At 64.2% G+C, this 20,929-nt stretch carries 18 protein-coding genes; 8 read left to right on the top strand and 10 right to left on the bottom strand.

The window, feature by feature from the left end:
* Positions 1-61: 61 nt before the first annotated feature.
* From ACGLHT_RS22530 to ACGLHT_RS22520, 3 genes are read left to right on the top strand one after another with little or no spacing between them, the layout of a single operon-like run.
* The gene (locus tag ACGLHT_RS22530; protein WP_025338932.1) at positions 62-712 is read left to right on the top strand and encodes an N-acetyltransferase; all 651 of its coding nucleotides are present in this window, start codon (positions 62-64) and stop codon (positions 710-712) included.
* 52 nt (positions 713-764) lie between these two features.
* Positions 765-2,507 carry an autotransporter assembly complex family protein gene (locus tag ACGLHT_RS22525; RefSeq protein WP_137164794.1) on the top strand — a complete coding sequence of 581 codons (1,743 nt, stop codon included), beginning with the start codon at positions 765-767 and terminating at the stop codon, positions 2,505-2,507.
* Complete coding sequence (locus ACGLHT_RS22520; RefSeq protein WP_274120902.1) at positions 2,504-6,178, top strand: translocation/assembly module TamB domain-containing protein; 3,675 nt, start codon at positions 2,504-2,506, stop codon at positions 6,176-6,178. The genes ACGLHT_RS22525 and ACGLHT_RS22520 overlap by 4 nt, the downstream gene beginning before the upstream one ends.
* Before the next feature lie 19 nt (positions 6,179-6,197).
* On the opposite strand, the gene ACGLHT_RS22515 is transcribed toward ACGLHT_RS22520, so the two are convergent.
* The 4 genes from ACGLHT_RS22515 to ACGLHT_RS22500 all read right to left on the bottom strand — a co-directional run bounded on the left by ACGLHT_RS22515 (position 6,198) and on the right by ACGLHT_RS22500 (position 8,643).
* Entirely contained in the window at positions 6,198-6,752 is a 555-nt protein-coding gene (locus ACGLHT_RS22515) for a DUF2589 domain-containing protein (RefSeq protein ID WP_137163784.1), read from the bottom strand.
* A 76-nt stretch (positions 6,753-6,828) separates the two neighbouring features.
* Complete coding sequence (locus ACGLHT_RS22510; protein ID WP_025338936.1) at positions 6,829-7,488, bottom strand: DUF2589 domain-containing protein; 660 nt, start codon at positions 7,486-7,488, stop codon at positions 6,829-6,831.
* A 64-nt stretch (positions 7,489-7,552) separates the two neighbouring features.
* Positions 7,553-7,933 carry a Mor transcription activator family protein gene (locus ACGLHT_RS22505; protein ID WP_025338937.1) on the bottom strand — a complete coding sequence of 127 codons (381 nt, stop codon included), beginning with the start codon at positions 7,931-7,933 and terminating at the stop codon, positions 7,553-7,555.
* Positions 7,934-8,184: 251 nt separating this feature from the next.
* Positions 8,185-8,643 (bottom strand): hypothetical protein, encoded by a 459-nt coding sequence (locus ACGLHT_RS22500; RefSeq protein WP_137163785.1) that lies wholly within the window; start codon positions 8,641-8,643, stop codon positions 8,185-8,187.
* A 151-nt stretch (positions 8,644-8,794) separates the two neighbouring features.
* On the opposite strand from ACGLHT_RS22500, the gene ACGLHT_RS22495 reads away from it, so the two are divergent.
* Positions 8,795-8,983: a hypothetical protein gene (locus tag ACGLHT_RS22495; RefSeq protein ID WP_003248064.1), complete on the top strand. Its 189-nt coding sequence runs from the start codon at positions 8,795-8,797 to the stop codon at positions 8,981-8,983.
* 36 nt (positions 8,984-9,019) lie between these two features.
* On the opposite strand, the gene ACGLHT_RS22490 is transcribed toward ACGLHT_RS22495, so the two are convergent.
* Positions 9,020-9,394, bottom strand: a complete 375-nt coding sequence (locus ACGLHT_RS22490; protein WP_137163786.1) for a fe2+ zn2+ uptake regulation protein — start codon at positions 9,392-9,394, stop codon at positions 9,020-9,022.
* 195 nt (positions 9,395-9,589) lie between these two features.
* On the opposite strand from ACGLHT_RS22490, the gene ACGLHT_RS22485 reads away from it, so the two are divergent.
* Positions 9,590-11,899, top strand: a complete 2,310-nt coding sequence (locus ACGLHT_RS22485; RefSeq protein ID WP_274120903.1) for an acylase — start codon at positions 9,590-9,592, stop codon at positions 11,897-11,899.
* Positions 11,900-12,012: 113 nt separating this feature from the next.
* On the opposite strand, the gene ACGLHT_RS22480 is transcribed toward ACGLHT_RS22485, so the two are convergent.
* Both ACGLHT_RS22480 and ACGLHT_RS22475 read right to left on the bottom strand, forming a co-directional pair.
* Entirely contained in the window at positions 12,013-12,735 is a 723-nt protein-coding gene (locus ACGLHT_RS22480) for a UDP-2,3-diacylglucosamine diphosphatase (RefSeq protein WP_025338941.1), read from the bottom strand.
* The gene (locus tag ACGLHT_RS22475) at positions 12,732-13,232 is read right to left on the bottom strand and encodes a peptidylprolyl isomerase (RefSeq protein WP_025338942.1); all 501 of its coding nucleotides are present in this window, start codon (positions 13,230-13,232) and stop codon (positions 12,732-12,734) included. Before ACGLHT_RS22475 ends, ACGLHT_RS22480 begins: the two co-directional genes overlap by 4 nt.
* Before the next feature lie 247 nt (positions 13,233-13,479).
* On the opposite strand from ACGLHT_RS22475, the gene ACGLHT_RS22470 reads away from it, so the two are divergent.
* Together ACGLHT_RS22470 and cysS are read left to right on the top strand one after the other, a co-directional pair.
* Complete coding sequence (locus tag ACGLHT_RS22470) at positions 13,480-15,183, top strand: glutamine--tRNA ligase/YqeY domain fusion protein (RefSeq protein WP_025338943.1); 1,704 nt, start codon at positions 13,480-13,482, stop codon at positions 15,181-15,183.
* A gap of 9 nt (positions 15,184-15,192) precedes the next feature.
* Positions 15,193-16,575: a cysteine--tRNA ligase gene (cysS, locus tag ACGLHT_RS22465; RefSeq protein ID WP_025338944.1), complete on the top strand. Its 1,383-nt coding sequence runs from the start codon at positions 15,193-15,195 to the stop codon at positions 16,573-16,575.
* Positions 16,576-16,697: 122 nt separating this feature from the next.
* Here the strand turns inward: cysS and ACGLHT_RS22460 are convergent, their stop codons facing one another.
* From ACGLHT_RS22460 to csiR, 3 genes are all read right to left on the bottom strand, one after another.
* A complete protein-coding gene (locus ACGLHT_RS22460) occupies positions 16,698-18,089 on the bottom strand; it encodes a HAMP domain-containing sensor histidine kinase (protein ID WP_274079661.1) in 1,392 nt (463 codons plus the stop codon).
* Positions 18,067-18,747, bottom strand: a complete 681-nt coding sequence (locus tag ACGLHT_RS22455; protein ID WP_025338946.1) for a response regulator transcription factor — start codon at positions 18,745-18,747, stop codon at positions 18,067-18,069. Before ACGLHT_RS22455 ends, ACGLHT_RS22460 begins: the two co-directional genes overlap by 23 nt.
* Before the next feature lie 248 nt (positions 18,748-18,995).
* Positions 18,996-19,691, bottom strand: coding sequence for a DNA-binding transcriptional regulator CsiR (csiR, locus tag ACGLHT_RS22450; RefSeq protein ID WP_015270630.1), 696 nt, complete (start codon positions 19,689-19,691; stop codon positions 18,996-18,998).
* A gap of 195 nt (positions 19,692-19,886) precedes the next feature.
* On the opposite strand from csiR, the gene glaH reads away from it, so the two are divergent.
* Positions 19,887-20,864, top strand: a complete 978-nt coding sequence (gene glaH / locus ACGLHT_RS22445) for a glutarate dioxygenase GlaH (RefSeq protein ID WP_075045100.1) — start codon at positions 19,887-19,889, stop codon at positions 20,862-20,864.
* Positions 20,865-20,929 lie beyond the last annotated feature (65 nt).

Raw genomic sequence — 20,929 nt, 5'->3', positions numbered from 1 at the left:
GAGCCTGCTGCTAACGTCCTTCCCAGGGCACTGTAAGCCCATTCCAGGAGGACTGCCCGCAATGCCCGAAACCACTGCCGCTCCGGCCCGTGTCTGCCTGCTCGATGACGGTTACAGCCGCGAGGCGCGTTCGTTGCTGTACAACGCCTACCGTCACGAACCTACCTTCGCCTATATCTTCGAGGCCCAGCGCCCAGGCTATGAGCGGCGCCTGCGGGTGATGGTGCGCGAGTGGGTACGCCAGCACTTCTACCTGCAACTGCCCGCCATCGGCCTGCTGGTGGAGGACCGTCTGATCGCACTCGCCCTGATCGTGCCGCCGCTGCGCCGGCTGGGCGTGGCCGACAGCTGGGCCTGGCGCCTGCGCATGATGATGGGCACCGGCCTGCGCTGTACGCGCCGTTACATGGACTACCAGGCCGCCCTGGCCACCTGCCTGCCCACCGACGAGGTGCATGTGCTGCCGCTGTTGGGCGTGCACCCGCAATTTCAGGGCAAGCACTACGGCGAGCAATTGTTACAAGCTGTGCATGACTGGTGCGCAGACGACCCTGGTACCCAGGGTGTGGTGCTGGACACCGGCAACGAGCACTACCTGGCCTTTTACCAGCGCCAGGGTTATGAGGAAATTGGCGAGGTGGCTGTAGGACCAATCCGTGAGAGGGTGTTCTTCCATCCCAATCCGGTCTCTTCCAATTCTGCTTTTGCCTGAGCAGACCGCGCGGCGGCTCCCTTGAGCGCCCGGCTCTGGTAGCATGCGCCGCATGACGTATTCAGGAAGATTGACCTGGGGCCTGGTTATCTGGGTCGCCAGTTTCGCAGCATGGGGCCAGAGCGAGTTGCTGGTGAAGGTCAAACCGGCCAACAAGGCGCTCAGGGCCAATGTCGAAGGCTATATCGGTTCCCTTGGCGACCGCGATGAAGAAGCGCTGCTGCGCTTCAGTCGCGGCGCCCAGGAGCAGGCGCGCAAAGCCGCGCAGGCACTTGGCTACTACCAGGCGCAGATCGACACAGAGGTCAAGCCCGCCAGCGAGGCTGACCGTTCCCCGCAACTGATCATCACCATCGACCCCGGCGAGCCGATTCGCCTGCGCAACGTGACCGTACGCATCGAAGGCCCCGCCAGCGAGATGAAGGCCTTTCGCGTGCCCGACAGCAAGGCCCTGCGCGCGGGCGAACAACTCAACCACGGCCATTACGAGGATGCCAAGCGGCTGATCCAGAACCAGGCGTCGCGCTATGGCTTCTTCAGTGGGCGCTTCAGCCGCCAGCGCCTGGCGGTCGACCCTCAGGCGGGCGTGGCCGATATCGAACTGGTCTACCAGAGCGGCCCGCGCTATCACCTGGGCGCCGTCACCTTCGGTGGCAACACACCGCTGGACGACGACCTGCTGCAGCGCATGGTCTCGTTCAAGCCGGGTACACCTTACGACTCGGAACTGATCGCCGAGCTGAACAACGACCTGCAATCGAGCGGCTACTTCGAAGGCGTGCGCGTGGATGCGGCGCCCACCGCCGCCGTGGGCGAAGAAATCCCCGTGGATGTCCGCCTGGAAACCCGCAAGCCCCGCACCATGGGACTGGGCCTGGGCTTCTCGACCGACGTCGGGCCGCGCGGCAAGGCCAACTGGACCCGCCACTGGGTCAACCCGCAGGGCCATAGCTACGGTTGGGAAACCGAACTGTCGGCGCCCCGGCAGAACGTCGGCCTTTGGTACGACATCCCCCTCGACCCGCCGCTGACCGACAAGTTGCGCTTTGCCGGCGGCTACCAGAACGAAGAAATTGCCGGCACCGATACCCTCAGCAAACTGCTGACGGTGGGCCCCGAGTGGCACAGCAAACTGCCAAGCGGCTGGCAGCGGGTGATTTCCCTCAAGTACCAGCGCGAGGAGTACCGCCTGGGTGATGACTCCGGGCTGAGCAACCTGCTGATGCCGGGGGTGAGCTACTCCTTCCTGCGCAGTGACAACCGCATCGACCCGCATAACGGCTACCGCCTGCAGTTCGATGTACAGGTGGCCAAGGAAGGGCTGGTCTCGGACACCAACCTGCTGCATGGCAACGTGCTGCTCAAGGGCCTGACCACGCTTGGCCATGACCACCGCTTGCTCGGCCGGGTGCAGTTCGGTGGCAGCGCGACCAATGGCTTCAAGAACAACATTCCGCCGTCGCTGCGCTTCTTCGCCGGTGGCGACCAGAGCGTGCGTGGCTATGACTACCAGACCCTGTCACCGAAGAACAGCGACGGCGACCGCATTGGCGGGCGCTACCTGGTCGCCGGCAGTGTCGAGTACCAGTATTCGCTGACCGAAAAGTGGCGGCTGGCAACCTTCGTCGACCAGGGCAACTCGTTCAACGACCTGGAGCTGCCAAGCCTCAAGACCGGTGTCGGTTTTGGCGTGCGCTGGGTGTCGCCGGTCGGGCCGCTGCGCCTGGACCTGGCCAAGGCGCTGGATGATGAAGGGGGAATTCGCCTGCACTTTTCCATGGGGCCTGAGCTGTGAAACGCGTGATCAAGTACATTCTGGCGGGCCTGCTCGGGGTCGCCGCAAGCCTGGGCCTTGTATTCGGCCTGCTGCTGGGGACCGAGGCCGGCAGCCGCTGGGTGCTGGGCAAGGTGCCCGGGCTTGAGGTGGCTGACTTCCAGGGCCGCCTGGCCGGTAGCTGGCAAGCCAGCCGGCTGAGCTGGGCCGATGCCGGCAGCACGGTAGAGGTGCAGGCACCGCTGCTGGCCTGGTCGCCGGCATGCCTGCTGCGCTCTACCTTGTGCATTGACCAGTTGCAGGCACAGCGCATCGACATGGCCTTTGCGCCCAGCGCCGAATCGGCCGACAGCGGCCCGCTGCAGTTGCCAGCCCTGCGCTTGCCACTGGCCATCGAACTGGGTGAGGTCAAGGTTGGCCAGTTGCGCCTGGATGGCAGCGACCTGCTTGGCGACTTGCAACTGGCGGCGCACTGGACCAATACCGGGCTGCGCATCGACAGCCTGCACCTGCAGCGCGATGACCTGCAATTGAACCTGCAGGGCGACCTGCAGCCCGAAGCTGGCTGGCCGGTGCAACTCCAGGCGCAGCTGCAATTGCCAGCGGTGGACGGCAAACCTTGGCAGCTGGCGCTGACCGCCACCGGCGAGCTGCAGAAAACCCTGAAACTCGCCGGCACCAGCAGTGGTTACCTCGACGCCACGCTGAACGGGCAATTGCAGGCGTTGGCCGAGCACCTGCCAGCGACCTTGCAGATCCGCTCCGAGGCATTCAAACCGGCTGCCTCGTTGCCCGACACCGTGCAGTTCAACCAGCTCAAGCTCGACGCCCGGGGCGACCTGCTCAAGGGCTATCAACTGTCGGGGTCGGCCAGCCTGCCGGCCGAGCAGTCGCCGATCGCCGTGCTGTTGTCCGGGCTGGTCGACAGCAAAGGCGCCAGGCTCGATGCCCTGGACCTGAACGCCAGCGATACCCAGCGGGTCAAGTTGCAAGCCACGGCTGACTGGCAGCAAGGCCTGGTCGCCGACGCCCGACTGGACTGGCAGGACTTCCCGTGGCTGCGCCTGTATCCACTGGAGACGCCGCCCGAGGTTACCCTCAAGCGGTTCATGGCCCAGGTGCATTATCGCGATGGCAACTACCAGGGTACCTTCAATGGCGACCTGGATGGCCCGGCCGGCGCGTTCAGCCTGGCCAGCCCGTTCGAAGGTGACCTGAACCAGGTGAAGCTGCCGCAGTTGGCGCTGAGCGCCGGGCAAGGCAAGGCTGCCGGCAGTGTCGCCGTGCGCTTTGCCGACACCCTGGCATGGGATGTCGACCTGCAGTTGTCGGCGCTCGACCCAGCCTATTGGCTGGCCGAGCTGCCGGGTACCCTGGCGGGGCCGCTGCGCAGCAAAGGCGAGATGAAAGGCGACGCCCTGAGCCTCGATGCCCAGCTTGACCTGAAAGGCCGCCTGCGCGGCCAGCCGGCAATGCTCAAGGTCGAGGCCCAGGGGGCAGGGCAGAGCTGGACCTTGGGCGCCCTGGCAATCCAGCTGGGGGATAACCGCATCAATGGCAGTGGCAGCCTGCAGCAGCGCCTGGCCGGGCGGGTCGACCTCGACCTGCCGCGCCTGGGCCAGTTATGGCCAAGGTTGCAGGGCCAGGTCAAGGGCCGGCTGGACGTCGCCGGCACCTTGCAAGCCCCGCAAGGTACGCTGACCCTGCAGGGCCAGCGCCTGGCCCAGGCGGAAAACCGCCTGCAGCAGCTGGACCTGGATGCCCGCCTGGATAACGCCCAGCGCGGCGTGATCGAGCTCAAGGCCAGCGGCATTCACCTGGGTGACACGGCATTGGGCACCTTGCAGGCCCACGGCAAAGGCGACATTCGCCAGCAAGCGTTGACCCTGGCGTTGGACGGCCCGCAGCTCAAGCTCGACCTCGGCCTGGACGGCCAGTTGAACAAGGGTGACTGGCGTGGGCGCCTGGCCAGTGGGCGAATCCAGGCCGGCGGCCAGGACTGGCAGTTGCAGGCACCGGCGCGCCTGCAGCGGCTGACCAGCGGCCAGCTGGACTTTGCTGCGCACTGCTGGCGCTCCGGCCAGGCCAGCTTGTGTGGCGACGACCAGCGTCTGGCCCCCGAACCACGCTTGCGCTACCACCTCAAGCAGTTCCCGCTGGACAGCCTGGCCCAGTGGCTGCCGAAGGACTTCGCCTGGCAGGGCCTGCTCAATGCCGACATCAATCTGGACATCCCGGCCAGTGGCCCCAAGGGCAACATCGTCGTCGACGCCAGTGGCGGTAGCCTGCGCGTGCGCGACAAGGACCGTTGGATCGACTTCCCGTACCAGGCCCTGCGCCTGGACAGCACGCTGGCGCCACGGCGCATCGATACCCGCCTGGCGTTCCGCGGCGAGCGCCTGGGCGAGCTGAACGTCAACACCCGCCTCGATCCACTGGGCAAGAACAAACCGCTATCGGGTGATTTCCGCCTTGCCGGTCTCGACCTGTCGGTGGCGCGCCCGTTCGTGCCTATGGTCGAGCGCCTGGCCGGGCAGCTCAATGGCAGTGGCCGGCTGTCGGGCACCTTGCTGGCGCCGCAGGTCAACGGCAACCTGATGCTCAGCGGTGGCGAAGTCAGCGGCGCCGAGCTGCCGGTCAGCCTCGAGGACCTGTCATTGCAGGCATTGATTGCCGGCGAGCAGGTACAGCTCAATGGCGGCTGGCGCAGCGGCGAGGCGGGGCGGGGCCAGTTGAATGGCAACCTCACCTGGGGCCAGGCCCTGGGCATGGACCTGCGTCTGCAGGGCCAGCAACTGCCCGTCACGGTCGAGCCCTATGCAACGCTGGAGGTCGCCCCGGACCTGACCCTGCGCCTGATCGACGACAAGCTGGCGGTGACCGGCAAGGTACAGGTGCCCAAGGGCACGATCACTGTACGCGAGCTGCCACCGTCCACAGTCAAGGTTTCGGATGACACGGTGATCGTTGGTCACCAGACCGAAGAGGGCAAGCCACCCATGGCGATGGCGATGGACATCGATGTCGAAGTGGGCCGCGACAAGCTTTCGTTCAGTGGCTTTGGTCTCAAGGCCAACCTGCTCGGCCATGTGCACATCGGCGACAACCTCGATACCCGTGGTGAGCTGAGCCTGTCCGACGGCCGCTACCGTGCCTACGGCCAGCGCCTGACCATCCGCCGTGCGCGGCTGCTGTTCGCGGGCCCGATCGACCAGCCGTATCTGGACATTGAAGCGATCCGCAAGGTCGACGACGTGATTGCCGGTATCCGCCTGAGCGGCAGTGCCGAGCAGCCCACCAGCAAAGTGTTCTCGGAGCCGGCCATGAGCCAGGAGCAGGCGCTGTCGTACCTGGTACTGGGGCGGCCTCTGGGCGCTTCCGGCGAAGACAACAACATGCTCGCCGAAGCGGCCTTGGGCCTGGGCCTGGCGGGTAGCGCCGGCATCACTGGCAGCCTGGCCTCGCGCCTGGGTATCGACGACTTCCAGTTGGACACCGAAGGTTCGGGCAATACCACCAGCGTGGTCGCCAGCGGCAACCTCACCGAGAAGCTGAGCCTGCGCTATGGGGTAGGGGTGTTCGAGCCTGCGAACACCATTGCATTGCGCTACAAGCTGAGCAAGAAGGTGTACCTCGAGGCTGCCAGCGGGCTGGCCAGCTCACTGGACATCTTCTACAAGCGCGACTTCTGAGCCGTCGCGGGGGCGGCCGTCAACGGACGATGGCCGCCTCGATGAACTCATTGGTGTCGGACGAGGGCGGCGGGCTGGGGGCGCGTACCGGGACGATCAGGCTGGTGTATTCCTCGATCAGCCGGTTGAGGGCTTCTGGTGGTTCGCTGGCCTGGAACTGCATGCGGATCTGCACTTCATCGGGGTCGCGGCTGTCGCCCTGACGGCCTTGGCCGCCGATGGTGACCTTGAAGCTCGCGGCCTTGTTCTCGCCCCCGGTCAGCAGTGCCTGTTGTGCTTCGGTGCCTTTGACCCGAACCGACAGGTCGACCTGCATGCGCTCGAGGGCCAGGCCCTTTGGCGACACCAGCGCGAACAGCGGTACACGCATGATGTGCTGGCCGTCCATGGCCACCTCGACCATCTTGGCTTTCATGGGCGCGCCCAACGCCTCGGTGTCGCACTCGAAGAACTGGTCGAACAGGTTGATGTACTGCTGCGCGATCAGGCTGTTGGTAGCACTGGCGGCTTCCTGCAGGCCGCGGGTGATCTCGCGCAGGTCGATGGAGGTCATGGGGGCGGGGGATTTATCCAATGGTTCGACTCCTCAGGCCAGGTGGGGCCCCCCTTGTTGCCGGTCAGGGGGGCTGTTCGGGGCAGGGAGGTGCGTCTCAAGGCATACCGGCGCCAGGGGCAGGCGTGCCGTCAGCTGCGGGGCTCTTCAAGGTGTCTGCCTGGGAAATTTCGTCCTGGCTGTCCAATGTGGCGGTTTTGACGACGGTTGGCTTTGTCGCGGCGTCGGTCAGGAATTCGATCACCCGCATCATCGCTTCAGGCGGCTCCTGGCGCTTCAAGGTCGTGTTGAAAGCGTAGCGCGCGCGAGTGTCTGTCTTGCGAGTTTGCGTGGACTTGTGGCTGACGCTGCCTTTCACGTTCAGCCTGAACGGCCCCCAGCCCAGCGAGCCGGTCGCTTCGGCGTTCATGTCCTTGCTGGAAACGTCTTCCGACATCTGGTTGATGACCAGCTCGAACTCGACATTACCTTCTTCGATGGAAATGTTCGGGTGGGTGATGGCTGCCACCAGCGGCACTTTCATGGTCTTGCTGACCACGCCCTTGTACTCGCCTTGTTCGTCGACGATGGTTTCGTCGTAGTCGAACTGGATGGCCACGGCCTTGCCGTCCTGGACGCACACCTGCATCAGGAAGTCGGCGTAGGATTTGCTGGCGGTGACCTGGGCCTGGACCATGGCCTGCAGGGGGCCTGCGATCATGCGGTCCATCGGCAGGGCATTGATTACGGAGCCGATGAGGCTGTTATCTATCGACATGGCGGGGGTCTCTTTCTGGTTGGGTTAAAACGTGGCTATCAATCGTGGTCACGATGCCTGGGCTTCAGCGCGTGCAATGTTCCTGGCGGCGGATGTTGCCGATCTGGCGCAGGCTCAGGCCGTACTTGTCAGCGAGCAGGCTGCGGGACAAGCCGCTGGCGCTTTCCTTCTGGATCTGCAGGTTGCGCAACTGGCGCAGGAAGTGGTCCGCCTTGGGGATTTCCAAGGCGACACCGGCAAAGCGCTTGATCAGCGCGTCGAGCGCTTCGGCCGGCAGCACGTCGGCAAGCTTGGTGCGCTCGCGGTGCTTGGGGATGTACTTGGGCCTGCCGCCGTAGGCGCAGGTCAGCTGGTAGGCGTTTTCGATGCCGATGCAGTCGATCAGGGCCTGCAGCGAGTGGGGCAGTTGGCTGATATCGATTTGGCTCAAGTCTGGTAATTGCATATGGCGCTCCTTCGGGGCGGATGGGCTGTGCTACCCGATCACCAGCGGCGTTATGTCGAAGGTGTGACCGGATTTTCTGTGACAGCCGAGCCGCGTCGCTAGGCGGCATATGGGTTGGGGGTTGTAGCTTCAGCGAACAGGTTTTGCAGGCAGCGATATCCGGCGCTGTAGGACATGGCTTCAACATTTGGCTGTGGCGGGTGATTTCCCATCACGTCACTCCCTGTGCAGGGCGTTGGGTGTGGTAACCCTCAATCGCACGGATAGCTGCTCAGCAGGCTGGCGCTGCGCAGGTAGGCCTGGGGGGAATCGCGCATGCCTTGTGGCAGCGTCCGCCAATCGACCAGCAGGCACAGCGCATGCAGCGGCTGCCCGTCACGATGGCCGATGACCTGGTCGGCAAAACTGCGGCGGTACAGTGCCTGGGTCTGCTGCTGCGCTTGTACCTGGTCGGCCTGGGCCAGGGTTTGCCGGGCCAGCTCGGGCAGTTGCGCCGGGGGGGCAGTGAAATGCACCGACGCACCGTTTGCCTGCAGGTAACCGGCCTGGCGCACGCGCTGCCACAGTTGTTGCCATTGGCTGGCGCCAGCTTGGGCAGCCAGTTCGCGGCCCAGTTCGAGCAGTTGCTCGGCCGAGGTCTGGCGGGTGTCCAGCGCATGAAGGGAAAAGGGGGTCAGCAATAGCGACGCGAACAGAAGGGGTTTGTACATGGTGCCTCCGGCATGGGTGCTTGGGAGCCCCATGCTTTCAGGCAGGCGCCGCCCCACCCAGCAGGAAATGCAGCGCCGGGGCCGGTGGCCGTTGTATCATTGCCGCGGCTCGTTGCGAGCCATTTGCCCCTGATGTTGCAAGGAACCTTCGATGACACACGTGCAGCGCCTCAAATATTCCCTTCTGATCATCCTGGTGGTACTGGGCCTGATGCTGGGCCTGTCCCACCTGCAGAAGCAGGGCACGATCAGTGAGCAGACCTTCCAGATGCTGGCCATTGCCATCGCCGTGGTGGTCGTGGTGATCAACGGCATCCTGCGGCGCAAGGTCAAGCCCTGATCCTGGCGGGCCGGCCAGTCATGGCCGGCCATGCGCTCAGCGCACAGGCGTTCGCTCCAGCACGGCGCGCGCCTGCGGGTCGAGGCTGTAGCATTTGTCGCTGCCCAGCTGGATGACGCCCTCGCTGCACAGCCGCTTGAGCACTTCGCGCACGCTGAGGAACGACAGCGGGATATCCAGCTGTTCCAGTTGCGCGTGCACGCCGCGCACGCCAATGCTGCGGCCATTGCGGTCGGCGGCGTGCAAGGCATCGATGACCTTGAGGCGGATCAGGCTGGTACGCAGGCCGAAACTGCGCAACAGCTCGCGGATCTGTTCGTTGCCGATGCGTTCGTCAGCCAAAACGTCCTGTTCCCTGGGCGCTTTGCCTGGGACGCGCCCAGCCTGGATCGAGGGTTGCGGGTTGTACATGTGAATGCTCCTTTTCGTGGACGAACCCGAAATTTGGGTGCCTCACTTACTAGGACGAATGAGAACGGAAAAACTGCAGCCCACGCGCAAAAAAAAGCCTGGTTCTGTTCAAGACGTTCCATTGCCTTGCAATACGTAAAATTTTCATCTGGCCATTCGTCTGATCGGGATAACCCCCGAACCCGAGGAGTGCCCGTGTTTCCACTTTCCCGTCCCATGACTTGCGCTGGCCTGGCCGCCGCCCTGGTAGCCTTCAGCGTCGGCGCAGCGCCGCTGCAGTCCGCCGCCGATGCCAGTGCGCAGATTCGGCGAACCAGTTACGGGGTACCGCACATCGTTGCCAAGGACGCGCGGGGCCTGGGCTATGGCATCGGCTACGCCTACGCCCAGGACAACCTGTGCCTGCTGGCCAATGAAGTGCTGACCGTCAGTGGCGAGCGCTCACGCTACTTCGGTGCCAAGGGCAAGACCCTTGAGCAGCGTGACAACCTGGCCAGCGATGTGTTCTTCGCCTGGCTCAACACGCCGGCGGCAGTCGATGCGTTCTTGCAGGCGCAGCCCGCGCCAGTACAGGCGCTGCTGGCAGGTTATGCCAGCGGCTACAACCGGGCGCTGGCCGAGCGCCGCAGCCAGGGGTTGCCTGCCGAATGTGGCAACGGCGAGTGGCTGCGGCCGATCAGCAGCGAGGACCTGGTCAAGCTGACCCGTCGACTGCTCGCCGAAGGCGGTGTCGGGCAGTTCGTCGAAGCGCTGGCGGGGGCGCAACCACCAATGCTGGCCAGCCAGCAGGCGCCGACAGGGTTTGCCGAGGCGCTGGCCAGGCAGCAGCGTTTTGCCACGGAGCGCGGTAGCAATGCAGTGGCCGTCGGAGCTCAACGTTCGGCCAATGGCCGCGGCCTGTTGCTGGCCAACCCGCACTTCCCGTGGATGGGTGGCATGCGCTTCTACCAGATGCAACTGACCATTCCCGGCCAGCTCGATGTGATGGGGGCGGCATTGCCGGGCCTGCCGGTCGTCAACATCGGTTTCAACCAGCATCTGGCCTGGACGCACACCGTCGACACATCGAAGCACTTCACCCTGTACCGCCTGCAACTCGACCCCAAGGACCCGACCCGCTACCTGCTCGATGGCAAGTCCCTACCGCTGGCCCGGCAAACCGTCAGCGTTGCGGTCAAGGCCGAGGATGGCAGCCTGAGCCAGGTACAGCGCCAGGTCTACAGTTCGCAGTTCGGCCCGGTGGTGCAGTGGCCGGGTCGCCTGGACTGGGATGCGCATGCCGCCTACAGCCTGCGCGACGCCAACCTCGAGAACACTCGGGTGTTGCAGCAGTGGTACCAGATCAACCATGCCGACAGCCTGGCTACGTTGAAAGGCTCGATCGAACAGCTGCAGGGTATTCCCTGGGTCAACACGCTGGCGGTGGACCCGGCAGGCAAGGCCTTGTACCTGAACCAGTCAGTGGTGCCATATGTGGATCAGCAACTGCTGAGTGCGTGCAGCAACCCGCAGGCACAAGGGCGCCTGGTGGTACTGGATGGCTCACGCAGCGCGTGCCAGTGGAAGGTCGATGCGCAGGCCGCGCAGCCGGGGATCTTCCCTGCGCGGCTGCTGCCGAGCCTGGAGCGCGAGGATTTCGTGCAGAACTCCAACGACCCGGCCTGGATGGCCAACCCGGCGCAGCCGCTGACCGGATATTCGCCGCTGGTAAGCCGCAGTGACCAGCCGCTGGGCATGCGTGGCCGCTTTGCCCTGCAACGCCTGCAGGGTACGGCCCGCCTGGGCGTTGACGACCTGCAGCGCATGGTGACCGATGACGAGGTGTACCTGGCCAGCCTGCTACTGCCTGACCTGCTGCACTGGTGCAAGGGCGCCGATGCGGATGTGCGGGCGGTATGCAGCAGCCTGGTGGCCTGGAATGGCAAGGCTGACCTGGACAGCGGCATTGGCCTGGTGCATTTCCAGAACCTGTTCGATGCCCTGGCCGAGCACCCGGAAAGCTGGCGGGTGGCCTTCGACCCGGCCGACCCGCAGCACACCCCCCGCGGGCTGGCGGTAGAGCAGGCGGCCGTGCGCAAGCTGCTGCACCAGGCCGCGCTGGCGTCGCTCAAGCGGGTGCGTGACAGCGGCATGGCAGGGGACGCGCGCTGGGGGCAGGTGCAACAGGCGAGCGATGGCACGCCGGTGCCGGGTGGCCCGCAGGCGTTGGGCGTGTACAACGCGATCTACAGCGTGCCGCACGGGCAGGGCAAGCGGCTGGTGGTCAGTGGTACCAGCTACCTGCAACTGGTCAGCTTTACCGACAAGGGGCCGCAGGCCCGTGGGCTGTTGGCGTTTTCCCAGTCGAGTGAAGCGGCTTCGGTGCATGCCGGTGACCAGACCAAGGCGTTTGCGGCCGGGCAACTGGCGGTGATTCCGTTTACCGAGGCGCAGATCAAGGCGGATCCGGAGTACCGGGAAGTGGTGATCAGTGAGCGGGACAAGGGGGCAGTGGTCCAGCAGTAGGGCATACCGGCCTCTTCGCGGGCTCGCCCGCTCCCACAGGTACCGCACCGCTTGTGGCCCTGGTGCAGTACCTGTGGGAGCGGGCATGCCCGCGAAGAAGGCGACTCGGTCGGTCAGGAAAACTCGAACGGCGCCAGCTGAAACCCTTGCTCGTCAACCTGCAAGGCCCAGCCACGGCGGTCCCAGTCGCCCAGCACGATACGCCGTGCCGGTTGCCCGTCGACCACCAGCTTGTGTATCGCCGGCCGATGGGTATGCCCATGCACCAAGGTACGTACACCATGCGCCGCCATCACCTTCGGCACTTCCTCCGGCGTGACATCGACGATCTCGGTGGACTTCATCCGCGTTTGCGTGCGGCTTTCGCTGCGTAGCTTGCGTGCCAGCTTGTAGCGGGCCGACAGCGGCAGGTGCCGCAACACCCACAGGCTCAGCGGGTTGCGCAGCAAGCGGCGCATTTTCATGTAGGCCAGGTCGCGGGTGCACAGGGTATCGCCATGCATCAGCAGCACCTGCTCACCACCCAGCTCGATCACGCTGGGGTCGTGCAGCAACGTGCAGCCCGCAGCGTCGCAGAAGGCCTGGCCAATCAGGAAATCACGGTTGCCATGCATCAGGTAGATGGCCGTGCCGCTGTCGCTCAGCCGCCGCATGGCCTGGCAGACCGACTGCTGGAAGGGCGTCATGGCGTCGTCGCCGATCCAGGCTTCGAAGAAGTCGCCAAGGATGTACAACGCCTTGGCGTGGCGGGCACGGCCATCGAGCAGATCAAGAAACGCCCGGGTAATGTCCGGGCGTTCTTCTTGCAGGTGCAGATCGGAGATCAGCAGGATCACTCAACGATCTCGGCTTTCTCGATGACCACGTCGTCCTTCGGCACGTCCTGGTGGCCAGCCTTGGAACCGGTGGCGACCTTTTCGATGGCGTCGACGATTTCACGGCCTTCGATCACTTCGCCGAATACCGCGTAGCCCCAGCCCTGCACGTTCTTGCCGCTGTGGTTGAGGAAGTCGTTGTCGGACGAGTTGATGAAGAACTGCGCCGAGGCGGAGTGCGGCTCCATGGTACGGGCCATGGCGATGCTGTACTTCTTGTTTTTCAGGCCGTTGTCGGCTTCGTTCTGGATGCTGGCGCGGGTCTTCTTCTGGCTCATGCCAGGCTCGAAGCCGCCGCCCTGGATCATGAAGCCCTTGATCACACGGTGGAACACGGTGCCATTGTAGTGGCCGTCCTTGACGTACTGAACGAAGTTTTCGGTAGTCAGCGGCGCTTTCTCGGCGTCCAGTTGCAGGACGATGTCGCCGTGGTTGGTGCTCAGTTTGACTTTGGACATGCTGAAACTCGCTCTTTCAAGGCAATCGGAATTAGGGTGCGCAGGGCGCGGGTTATCACCTGACGCAGGATCAGGCGATCGCGACACATGGCGCGCACTGGCCATTTTGCCAGGCTGCGGCAAAAAGCCGTGATAAATCACGCCAGTTTGTCCGGGCCCGACTGTCAGCAGCTTGACTGCTTCGGCTATGATAGGCCCTTTGATTCAATCGGCCTACCCAGGCCGGACACGTGCATTCAAGGATCCTATGAGCAAGCCCACTGCCGACAACGCGCCCAACGCCGCTGCCAAAGGCGCCCCCGCTGTCCCTGCGAACTTCCTGCGGCCGATCATCCAGGCCGACCTGGACTCGGGCAAGCACAGCAGCATCGTCACCCGTTTCCCGCCGGAGCCCAATGGCTACCTGCACATCGGTCACGCCAAGTCGATCTGCGTCAACTTCGGCCTGGCCAAGGAATTCGGGGGCGTCTGCCACCTGCGTTTCGACGATACCAACCCGGCCAAGGAAGACCAGGAGTACATCGACGCCATCCAGAGCGATGTCAAGTGGCTGGGCTTCGACTGGGCCGGCGACGTGCGCTACGCCTCCGACTACTTCGACCAGTTGCACGACTGGGCGGTCGAGCTGATCAAGCGTGGCAAGGCCTACGTCTGCGACCTTACCCCAGAGCAGGCCAAGGAATACCGTGGCAACCTCAAGGAGCCGGGCAAGAACAGCCCGTTCCGCGAGCGCAGCGTTGACGAGAACCTCGACCTGTTCGCCCGCATGAAAGCCGGCGAGTTCAAGGATGGCGAGCGCGTGCTGCGGGCCAAGATCGACATGGCCTCGCCGAACATGAACCTGCGCGACCCGATCCTGTACCGTATCCGCCATGCCCACCACCACCAGACCGGTGACAAGTGGTGCATCTACCCGAACTACGACTTCACCCACGGCCAGTCGGACGCCATCGAGGGCATCACCCACTCGATCTGCACCCTGGAGTTCGAAGGGCATCGTCCGCTGTACGACTGGTTCCTCGACAACCTGCCGGTGCCGGCACACCCGCGCCAGTACGAGTTCAGCCGCCTGAACCTGAACTACACCATCACTTCCAAGCGCAAGCTCAAGCAGCTGGTGGACGAAAAGCACGTCGAAGCCTGGGACGACCCACGCATGTCGACGCTGTCCGGCTTCCGTCGCCGTGGCTACACCCCGGCCTCGATCCGCAACTTCTGCGAAATGATCGGCACCAACCGTTCCGACGGCGTGGTCGACATGTCGATGCTCGAGTTCAGCATCCGTGACGACCTGGACCGCACCGCACCGCGCGCCATGTGCGTGCTGCGCCCGCTGAAGGTGGTCATCACCAACTACCCGGAAGGCCAGGTCGAGCAGCTCGAACTGCCGCGCCACCCGAAGGAAGACATGGGCGTGCGCGTGCTGCCGTTCTCCCGTGAACTGTACATCGACCGCGACGACTTCATGGAAGAGCCGCCGAAGGGCTACAAGCGCCTGGAACCGGCCGGTGAAGTGCGCCTGCGCGGCAGCTACGTGATCCGCGCCGACGAGGCGGTCAAGGATGCCGACGGCAACATCGTCGAGCTGCGCTGCTCGTACGACCCGGACACCCTGGGCAAGAACCCGGAAGGCCGCAAGGTCAAGGGCGTGATCCACTGGGTGCCGGCCGAGGGCAGCGTCGAGTGCGAAGTGCGCCTGTACGACCGCCTGTTCCGCTCGCCGAACCCGGAAAAGACCGAGGAGGGCGGCAGCTTCCTGGACAACATCAACCCAGGCTCGCTGCAAGTGCTCAGCGGCTGCCGTGCCGAGCCGTCGCTGGCCCAGGCGCAGCCCGAGGACCGCTTCCAGTTCGAACGCGAAGGTTACTTCTGCGCCGACCTGAAAGACAGCCAGCCGGGCCGCCCGGTGTTCAACCGCACTGTCACCCTGCGTGACTCCTGGGGCAGCTGAGGAACCGCCGTGCTTACCATCTACAACACGCTGAGCAAAGCGAAGGAAACCTTCAAGCCGCTGGATGGCAACAAGGTGCGCATGTACGTGTGCGGCATGACCGTATACGACTACTGCCACCTGGGCCATGGCCGCAGCATGGTGGCCTTCGACCTGGTCACCCGCTGGCTGCGCAAGAGCGGCTACGAGCTGACCTATGTGCGCAACATCACCGACATCGATGACAAGATCATCAACCGGGCCAACGAGAACGGCGAAAGCTTCGACGCCCTGACCGCCCGCATGATCGACGCGATGCACGAAGACGAGCGCCGCCTGAACATCCTGCCGCCGGACCAGGAGCCGCGTGCCACCGACCATATCGCCGGCATGCACGCGATGATCCAGACCCTGATCGACAAGGGTTATGCCTACGCACCGGGCAATGGCGACGTGTACTACCGCGTCGGCAAGTTCGTCGGTTACGGCAAGCTGTCGCGCAAGAAGATCGAAGACCTGCGCATCGGTGCCCGTATCGAGGTTGACGAAGCCAAGCAGGACCCGCTGGACTTCGTGCTGTGGAAGGGCGTCAAGCCGGGCGAGCCGAGCTGGGAATCGCCATGGGGCCCAGGGCGTCCGGGCTGGCACATCGAGTGCTCGGTGATGTCCACCTGCTGCCTGGGTGAAAGCTTTGACATCCACGGTGGCGGCAGCGACCTGGAGTTCCCGCACCACGAGAACGAGATTGCCCAGAGCGAGGCGGCCACCGGCAAGCAGTACGCCAACGCCTGGATGCACTGCGGCATGATCCGGATCAATGGCGAGAAGATGTCCAAGTCGTTGAACAACTTCTTCACCATCCGTGACGTGCTCGAGAAGTACCACCCTGAAGTGGTGCGCTACCTGCTGGTGGCCAGCCACTACCGCAGCGCGATCAACTACTCGGAAGACAGCCTGCGCGATGCCAAGGGCGCACTGGAGCGCTTCTACCACGCCTTGCGCGGCTTGCCACGGGTGGCGGCCAAGGGTGGCGAAGAGTTTGTCGAGCGCTTCAGCGTGGCCATGAACGACGACTTCGGCACCCCCGAAGCCTGCGCCGTGCTGTTCGACCTGGTGCGCGAGATCAACCGCCTGCGCGACAGCGACCTGGAGGCCGCTGCCGGCCTGGCCGGTCGCCTGCGCGAGCTGGGTGATGTGCTGGGTGTGCTGCAGCTGGAAGCCGATGACTTCCTGCGCGCCGGTGCCGAAGGCAAGGTGGATGCTGCTGAGGTCGAGGGCTTGATCCAGGCGCGCCTGCAGGCGCGTGCGGACAAGAACTGGGCCGAGTCCGACCGCATTCGCGACCAGCTGACCGCCATGGGTGTGGTGCTGGAAGACAGCAAGGGTGGGACTACCTGGCGTCTGGCCGACTGATCGATGCAGTTGGGGCTGCTTTGCAGCCCATTCGCAGCACAAGGCTGCTCCTACAGGGATACGCGGTCCCTTTGTAGGAGCAGCCTTGTGCTGCGAATGGGCCGCATGGCGGCCCCCGGCCTTTACTTGACCAGCCCCGCAAGCGGGCAGTGCAGTACCAGCCTCGCCCCACCCAGCTCGCTTTCCTCCACCTCCAGCCCGAACCCATGCAGGTCGACGATCGCCGCAACGATTGACAACCCCAGCCCGAACCCTGCATGGCGGTGGCCTTCATCGCTACGGTAGAAGCGCTTCAGCACTGCCGCGCGTTCCTCTTTCGGAATACCCGGCCCGCTGTCCTCGATGGCCAGGTGCAGGCCGTTGTCGTCCTGCGTCGCCGTTATCCGCACCAGCCCACCCTCGGGGGTGAACTTGATGCCGTTGCCCACCAGGTTGGCCAGTGCCTCGAACAGCAGTTCGCGGTCACCATGCAATGCCGGCAGTTCGGTTGGCTGCTGCAGTTCCAGGCGGATGCCGCCATCTTCTGCCAACGGCAAGTAGAAGTCGTGCAGCTCGACCAGCAACTCGTGCGGGTCAAGCTGGACGAAACCGGCCCGCCGCTGGCGGTCTTCCAGTTCGCTGATGCGCAACAACCCGCGAAAACGCGCCATCAGGGTGTCGGTTTCGCTAATGGCCTGGTCCAGTGCCTCGGCCTGGGTGGAGTCAGCGTCACTTTGCTGGCGAATGCGGTACAGCTGGGCGCGCAGGCGGGTGAGCGGGGTGCGCAGGTCGTGGGCGATGTTGTCGCATACGCCCTTGACCTCGTGCATCAGCCGTTCGATGCGGTCGAGCATGGCGTTGACGATGGCCGCCAGCATGTCCAGCTCGTCACGCCGGGCCGACAGCGGCAGGCGGTGGGTAAGGTCGCCGGCGACGATCAGTTCGGCCTGGGCCTGGATCGCGCGAATGCGCTTGAGCGGGCGGCGCCTGAGCAGGTACCAGCCGGCAAAGCCTGGGATCAGGGTCAGCGAGATCCCCCAGAGCAGGGCATGCAGGATGATCCGGGTGACCACGAACAGCGATCCGTTGTCGCGCACCAGCACCAGCCAGCGGCCATCCTGCACCTTGATCGCCACCGCATCGCAGCTGTCACGCGGCATGTGCGGGTCGTCGGCGTCCAGGCAGCGCTTGAGTTCGTGAACCTTGCCGTCCAGCCCCAGCTCTGGCGGGATGGCGCGAATGCGCCCGCCGATCGGGTTTAGCTGGTTGTCGAACAGGCCGTAGGCGTCGAAGCTGCGCTCTTCGAAGGCCTGGCTGGCGACCAGGGCGTCGTCCAGCTGTTTGCCGCTCATGTGCGCGAACAGGTGCTGGCGCTGCAGCATCGAATGGCGGGTGAGTTTGTTCAGGTAGCTGGACACCTCGAAGTACAGCACCCCCATGAGGATGCTGCTCCAGGCCACGAACAGAAAGCTGTACAGCGCCAGCAGGCGGCTGGTCGAGGAGCTCCAGCCCTTAGACGGGTTCAGCAATGGCATAGCCGGAGCCCCGTACCGTACGGATCAGCGGCGACTGGCCGGGCGAGTCGATTTTCTTGCGCAGGCGACCGATGTGTACGTCGATCAGGTTGGTGCCCGGGTCGAAGTGGTAGCCCCAGACTTCCTCGAAAATCATCATCCGCGTGATCACCTGGCCGCTATGGCGCATCAGGTACTCCAGCAGCTTGTACTCGGTGGGCAGCAGGTTGAGGGTCTGTTCGCCACGGCGGGCTTCGTGGCTGATCAGGTCCAGTTGCAAGTCGGCGACCTGCAGGCGGGTCTGGGTCATGGGCACGCTGTTGCGGCGCAGCAGCACTTCGACCCGCGCGGCCATCTCGTCGGAGGCGAACGGTTTGGTCAGGTAGTCGTCACCCCCGGCACGCAGGCCGCGTACCCGCTCGTCGACGTCGGAGAGGGCGCTGATCATCAGGATCGGCGTGGCGATCTTGAGGCTGCGCAGGGTGGTGACGATGGTCAGGCCATCGACCTCGGGCAGCATGCGGTCCAGGGTAATCAGGTCGTAGCCGCCGGCAATGGCCTTGGCCAGGCCTTCACGGCCATTGTCGGCCCAATCCACCTCAAGGCCGTGGCTGGTAAGTTCGGCGACGATTTCCTGGCCGGTGACGGCGTCGTCTTCGATGGTCAGTACGCGAGGCATGCTGGTTCCCGGGCATCTAATGGAGACTTGATTGTGCCAAAGAATAGCCAAACGGCGATTTAAGAAAAATTCATCTGGCCACCTGACCGGCTGACCGCCCCCTTGTAGGAGCGGCCTTGTGTCGCGAATGGGCTGCGCAGCAGCCCCGGGATTTCAGCACAAATGCACAAATTGCCGGGGCTGCTTCGCAGCCCTTTCGCGACACAAGGCCGCTCCTACAAAGGACCGCGCAGGCCAGGGCAAAGCGCTCAGCGTGCGCCGATACCCTCGGCATGCATGATCTGCGCAATGATCGGCACCGGAGTCATCAGGTGCGAACGCATCATGGCGCTGGCGCGCTTGGCGTCCCGGGCCAGAATCACCTCGACCAATGCCGCATGCTCCTGGCGCTTGAGCTCCAGGGCCTGTTCGGAAAACACCGTCTGGGTCAGCCACAGGTGCCGGTAGCGCTCGGCCTGGTCGAACAGGTAGGTGCGCGCCTGCAGCAGGTGCTTGGAGCCGCAGCCTGAGGCAATGGCCGTGTGGAACGCCTTGTGCCGTTCGTCCCATACATCCAGGCGTTGCTCGCGGGTCTTCACTTCCACCACCTTGGCCAGGGTATGCGAGTGGGCCAGTACCGACGCCTCCCAGGCGTCGTCGCCACGTTCGATGGCCAGGGTGATGATCATCGCCTCCAGGTTGGCGCGGGCATCGTAGATGTCGTTCATCTCGTCCAGCGACATGGGCGCCACACGGTAGCCCTTCTGGCTGATCGCGTTGACCAGGTGCTCGGCCACCAGCTGCGACAGTGCTTCGCGCAGCGGGCCCACGCCCAGGTCGTAGCGTTCCTTCAGGGTGCTCATCAACAGCTTTTCTCCGGGCTTGAACACGCCGCGGATGATGTCCTTCTTGAGCCTCTCATACCCGCTGAATGCTGAGTTTTGTCGGGGGGCGAGCGCTTCCAAGGTCCTGTTCCTCAAACGGTTTTGTCGATCATACCGAAAGCATTCGCTGGCGAAAAACAATGGACAAACACGCATTTTGTCTTTGAAAAATAAAAATGTAGACATTTTGCGTTTATGGCGATAATTTTAGCTCGCCCGCACTGATCCAGGTCATGACCGGACGGCGCCACTCACTTTCTCTGCCAGGACACTGCCATGAACGCTTTTACGCAGATCGACGAACTTGTGATGCCACTGCCGCTCGAACCGCGTGGTTTCACCATCGCCCCCTCGAAACAGTCGCCGCGCCTGCTTGAGCTCACCTTTGCCCGCGAAACGGTCGAAGCGTTCGTCCAGGCTGTTGCCCAGTGGCCGGTGCAGGCGCTGGAGTACAAGTCGTTCCTGCGCTTCCGGGTTGGCGAGATCCTCGACGAGCTGTGCCAGGGCACCCTGCGGCCGGTGCTGCTCAATACCATCCTCAATCGCGCCAGCGGCGGCATGCTGATCACCCCGGTCGGCCTGGATGACGTGAGCCAGGCCGAGGACATGGTCAAGTTCACAACCGCCTGCGCGCACCTGATCGGCCGCTCCAACTACGACGCCATGAGTGGCCAGTTCTACGCCCGCTTCGTGGTGGTCAACACCGACAACTCCGACAGCTACCTGCGCCAGCCGCACCGGGTCATGGAGCTGCACAACGACGGCACCTTCGTCAACCAGATCACCGACTACGTGCTGATGCTGAAGATCGACGAAAAGAACATGGAAGGCGGCAACTCGCTGCTGCTGCACCTGGACGACTGGGAACAGTGCGACGAATTCTTCCGCCACCCGCTGGCCCGTCGCGAGATGCGCTGGACCGCACCGCCAAGCAAGAAGGTGTCCGAGGATGTGTTCCACTCGGTATTCGACACCGATGCCGAAGGCCGCCCGACCATGCGCTACATCGACCAGTTCGTGCAGCCGGAAAACTACGAGGAGGGCATCTGGCTGAACGCCTTGTCCGAATCGCTGGAAGGCAGCGAGAAGAAGCTTTCGGTACCGGTTGGCGTGGGTAGCTTCCTGCTGATCAACAACCTGTTCTGGCTGCATGGCCGCGACCGCTTCACGCCGCACGAAGGCCTACGCCGCGAGCTGATGCGCCAGCGCGGCTACGTGGCCTTCCCCAAACCGCTGTACCAGCGCGGGCAATAATGACAGGGCGCGGGGCGGGCGCCCGCCCACGCGCCTTTGCACAAAACGATGCCACCAGGGCCCGC

Origin of the sequence: Pseudomonas sp. PsB (genome assembly GCF_043658375.1) — a bacterium.
Taxonomy (GTDB): domain Bacteria; phylum Pseudomonadota; class Gammaproteobacteria; order Pseudomonadales; family Pseudomonadaceae; genus Aquipseudomonas; species Aquipseudomonas putida_Z.
Note: the sequence above shows the minus strand (reverse complement) of the source record. Positions and strands in the feature narration are given on the sequence as shown.

Coding starts and splice junctions, on each gene's coding strand:
- ACGLHT_RS22530 (WP_025338932.1), top strand. CDS start 62: ATGCCCGAAACCACTGCCGCTCCGGCCCGTGTCTGCCTGCTCGATGAC.
- ACGLHT_RS22525 (WP_137164794.1), top strand. CDS start 765: ATGACGTATTCAGGAAGATTGACCTGGGGCCTGGTTATCTGGGTCGCC.
- ACGLHT_RS22510 (WP_025338936.1), bottom strand. CDS start 7,488: ATGTCGATAGATAACAGCCTCATCGGCTCCGTAATCAATGCCCTGCCG.
- ACGLHT_RS22505 (WP_025338937.1), bottom strand. CDS start 7,933: ATGCAATTACCAGACTTGAGCCAAATCGATATCAGCCAACTGCCCCAC.
- ACGLHT_RS22500 (WP_137163785.1), bottom strand. CDS start 8,643: ATGTACAAACCCCTTCTGTTCGCGTCGCTATTGCTGACCCCCTTTTCC.
- ACGLHT_RS22495 (WP_003248064.1), top strand. CDS start 8,795: ATGACACACGTGCAGCGCCTCAAATATTCCCTTCTGATCATCCTGGTG.
- ACGLHT_RS22490 (WP_137163786.1), bottom strand. CDS start 9,394: ATGTACAACCCGCAACCCTCGATCCAGGCTGGGCGCGTCCCAGGCAAA.
- ACGLHT_RS22475 (WP_025338942.1), bottom strand. CDS start 13,232: ATGTCCAAAGTCAAACTGAGCACCAACCACGGCGACATCGTCCTGCAA.
- ACGLHT_RS22470 (WP_025338943.1), top strand. CDS start 13,480: ATGAGCAAGCCCACTGCCGACAACGCGCCCAACGCCGCTGCCAAAGGC.
- ACGLHT_RS22460 (WP_274079661.1), bottom strand. CDS start 18,089: ATGCCATTGCTGAACCCGTCTAAGGGCTGGAGCTCCTCGACCAGCCGC.
- ACGLHT_RS22455 (WP_025338946.1), bottom strand. CDS start 18,747: ATGCCTCGCGTACTGACCATCGAAGACGACGCCGTCACCGGCCAGGAA.
- glaH (WP_075045100.1), top strand. CDS start 19,887: ATGAACGCTTTTACGCAGATCGACGAACTTGTGATGCCACTGCCGCTC.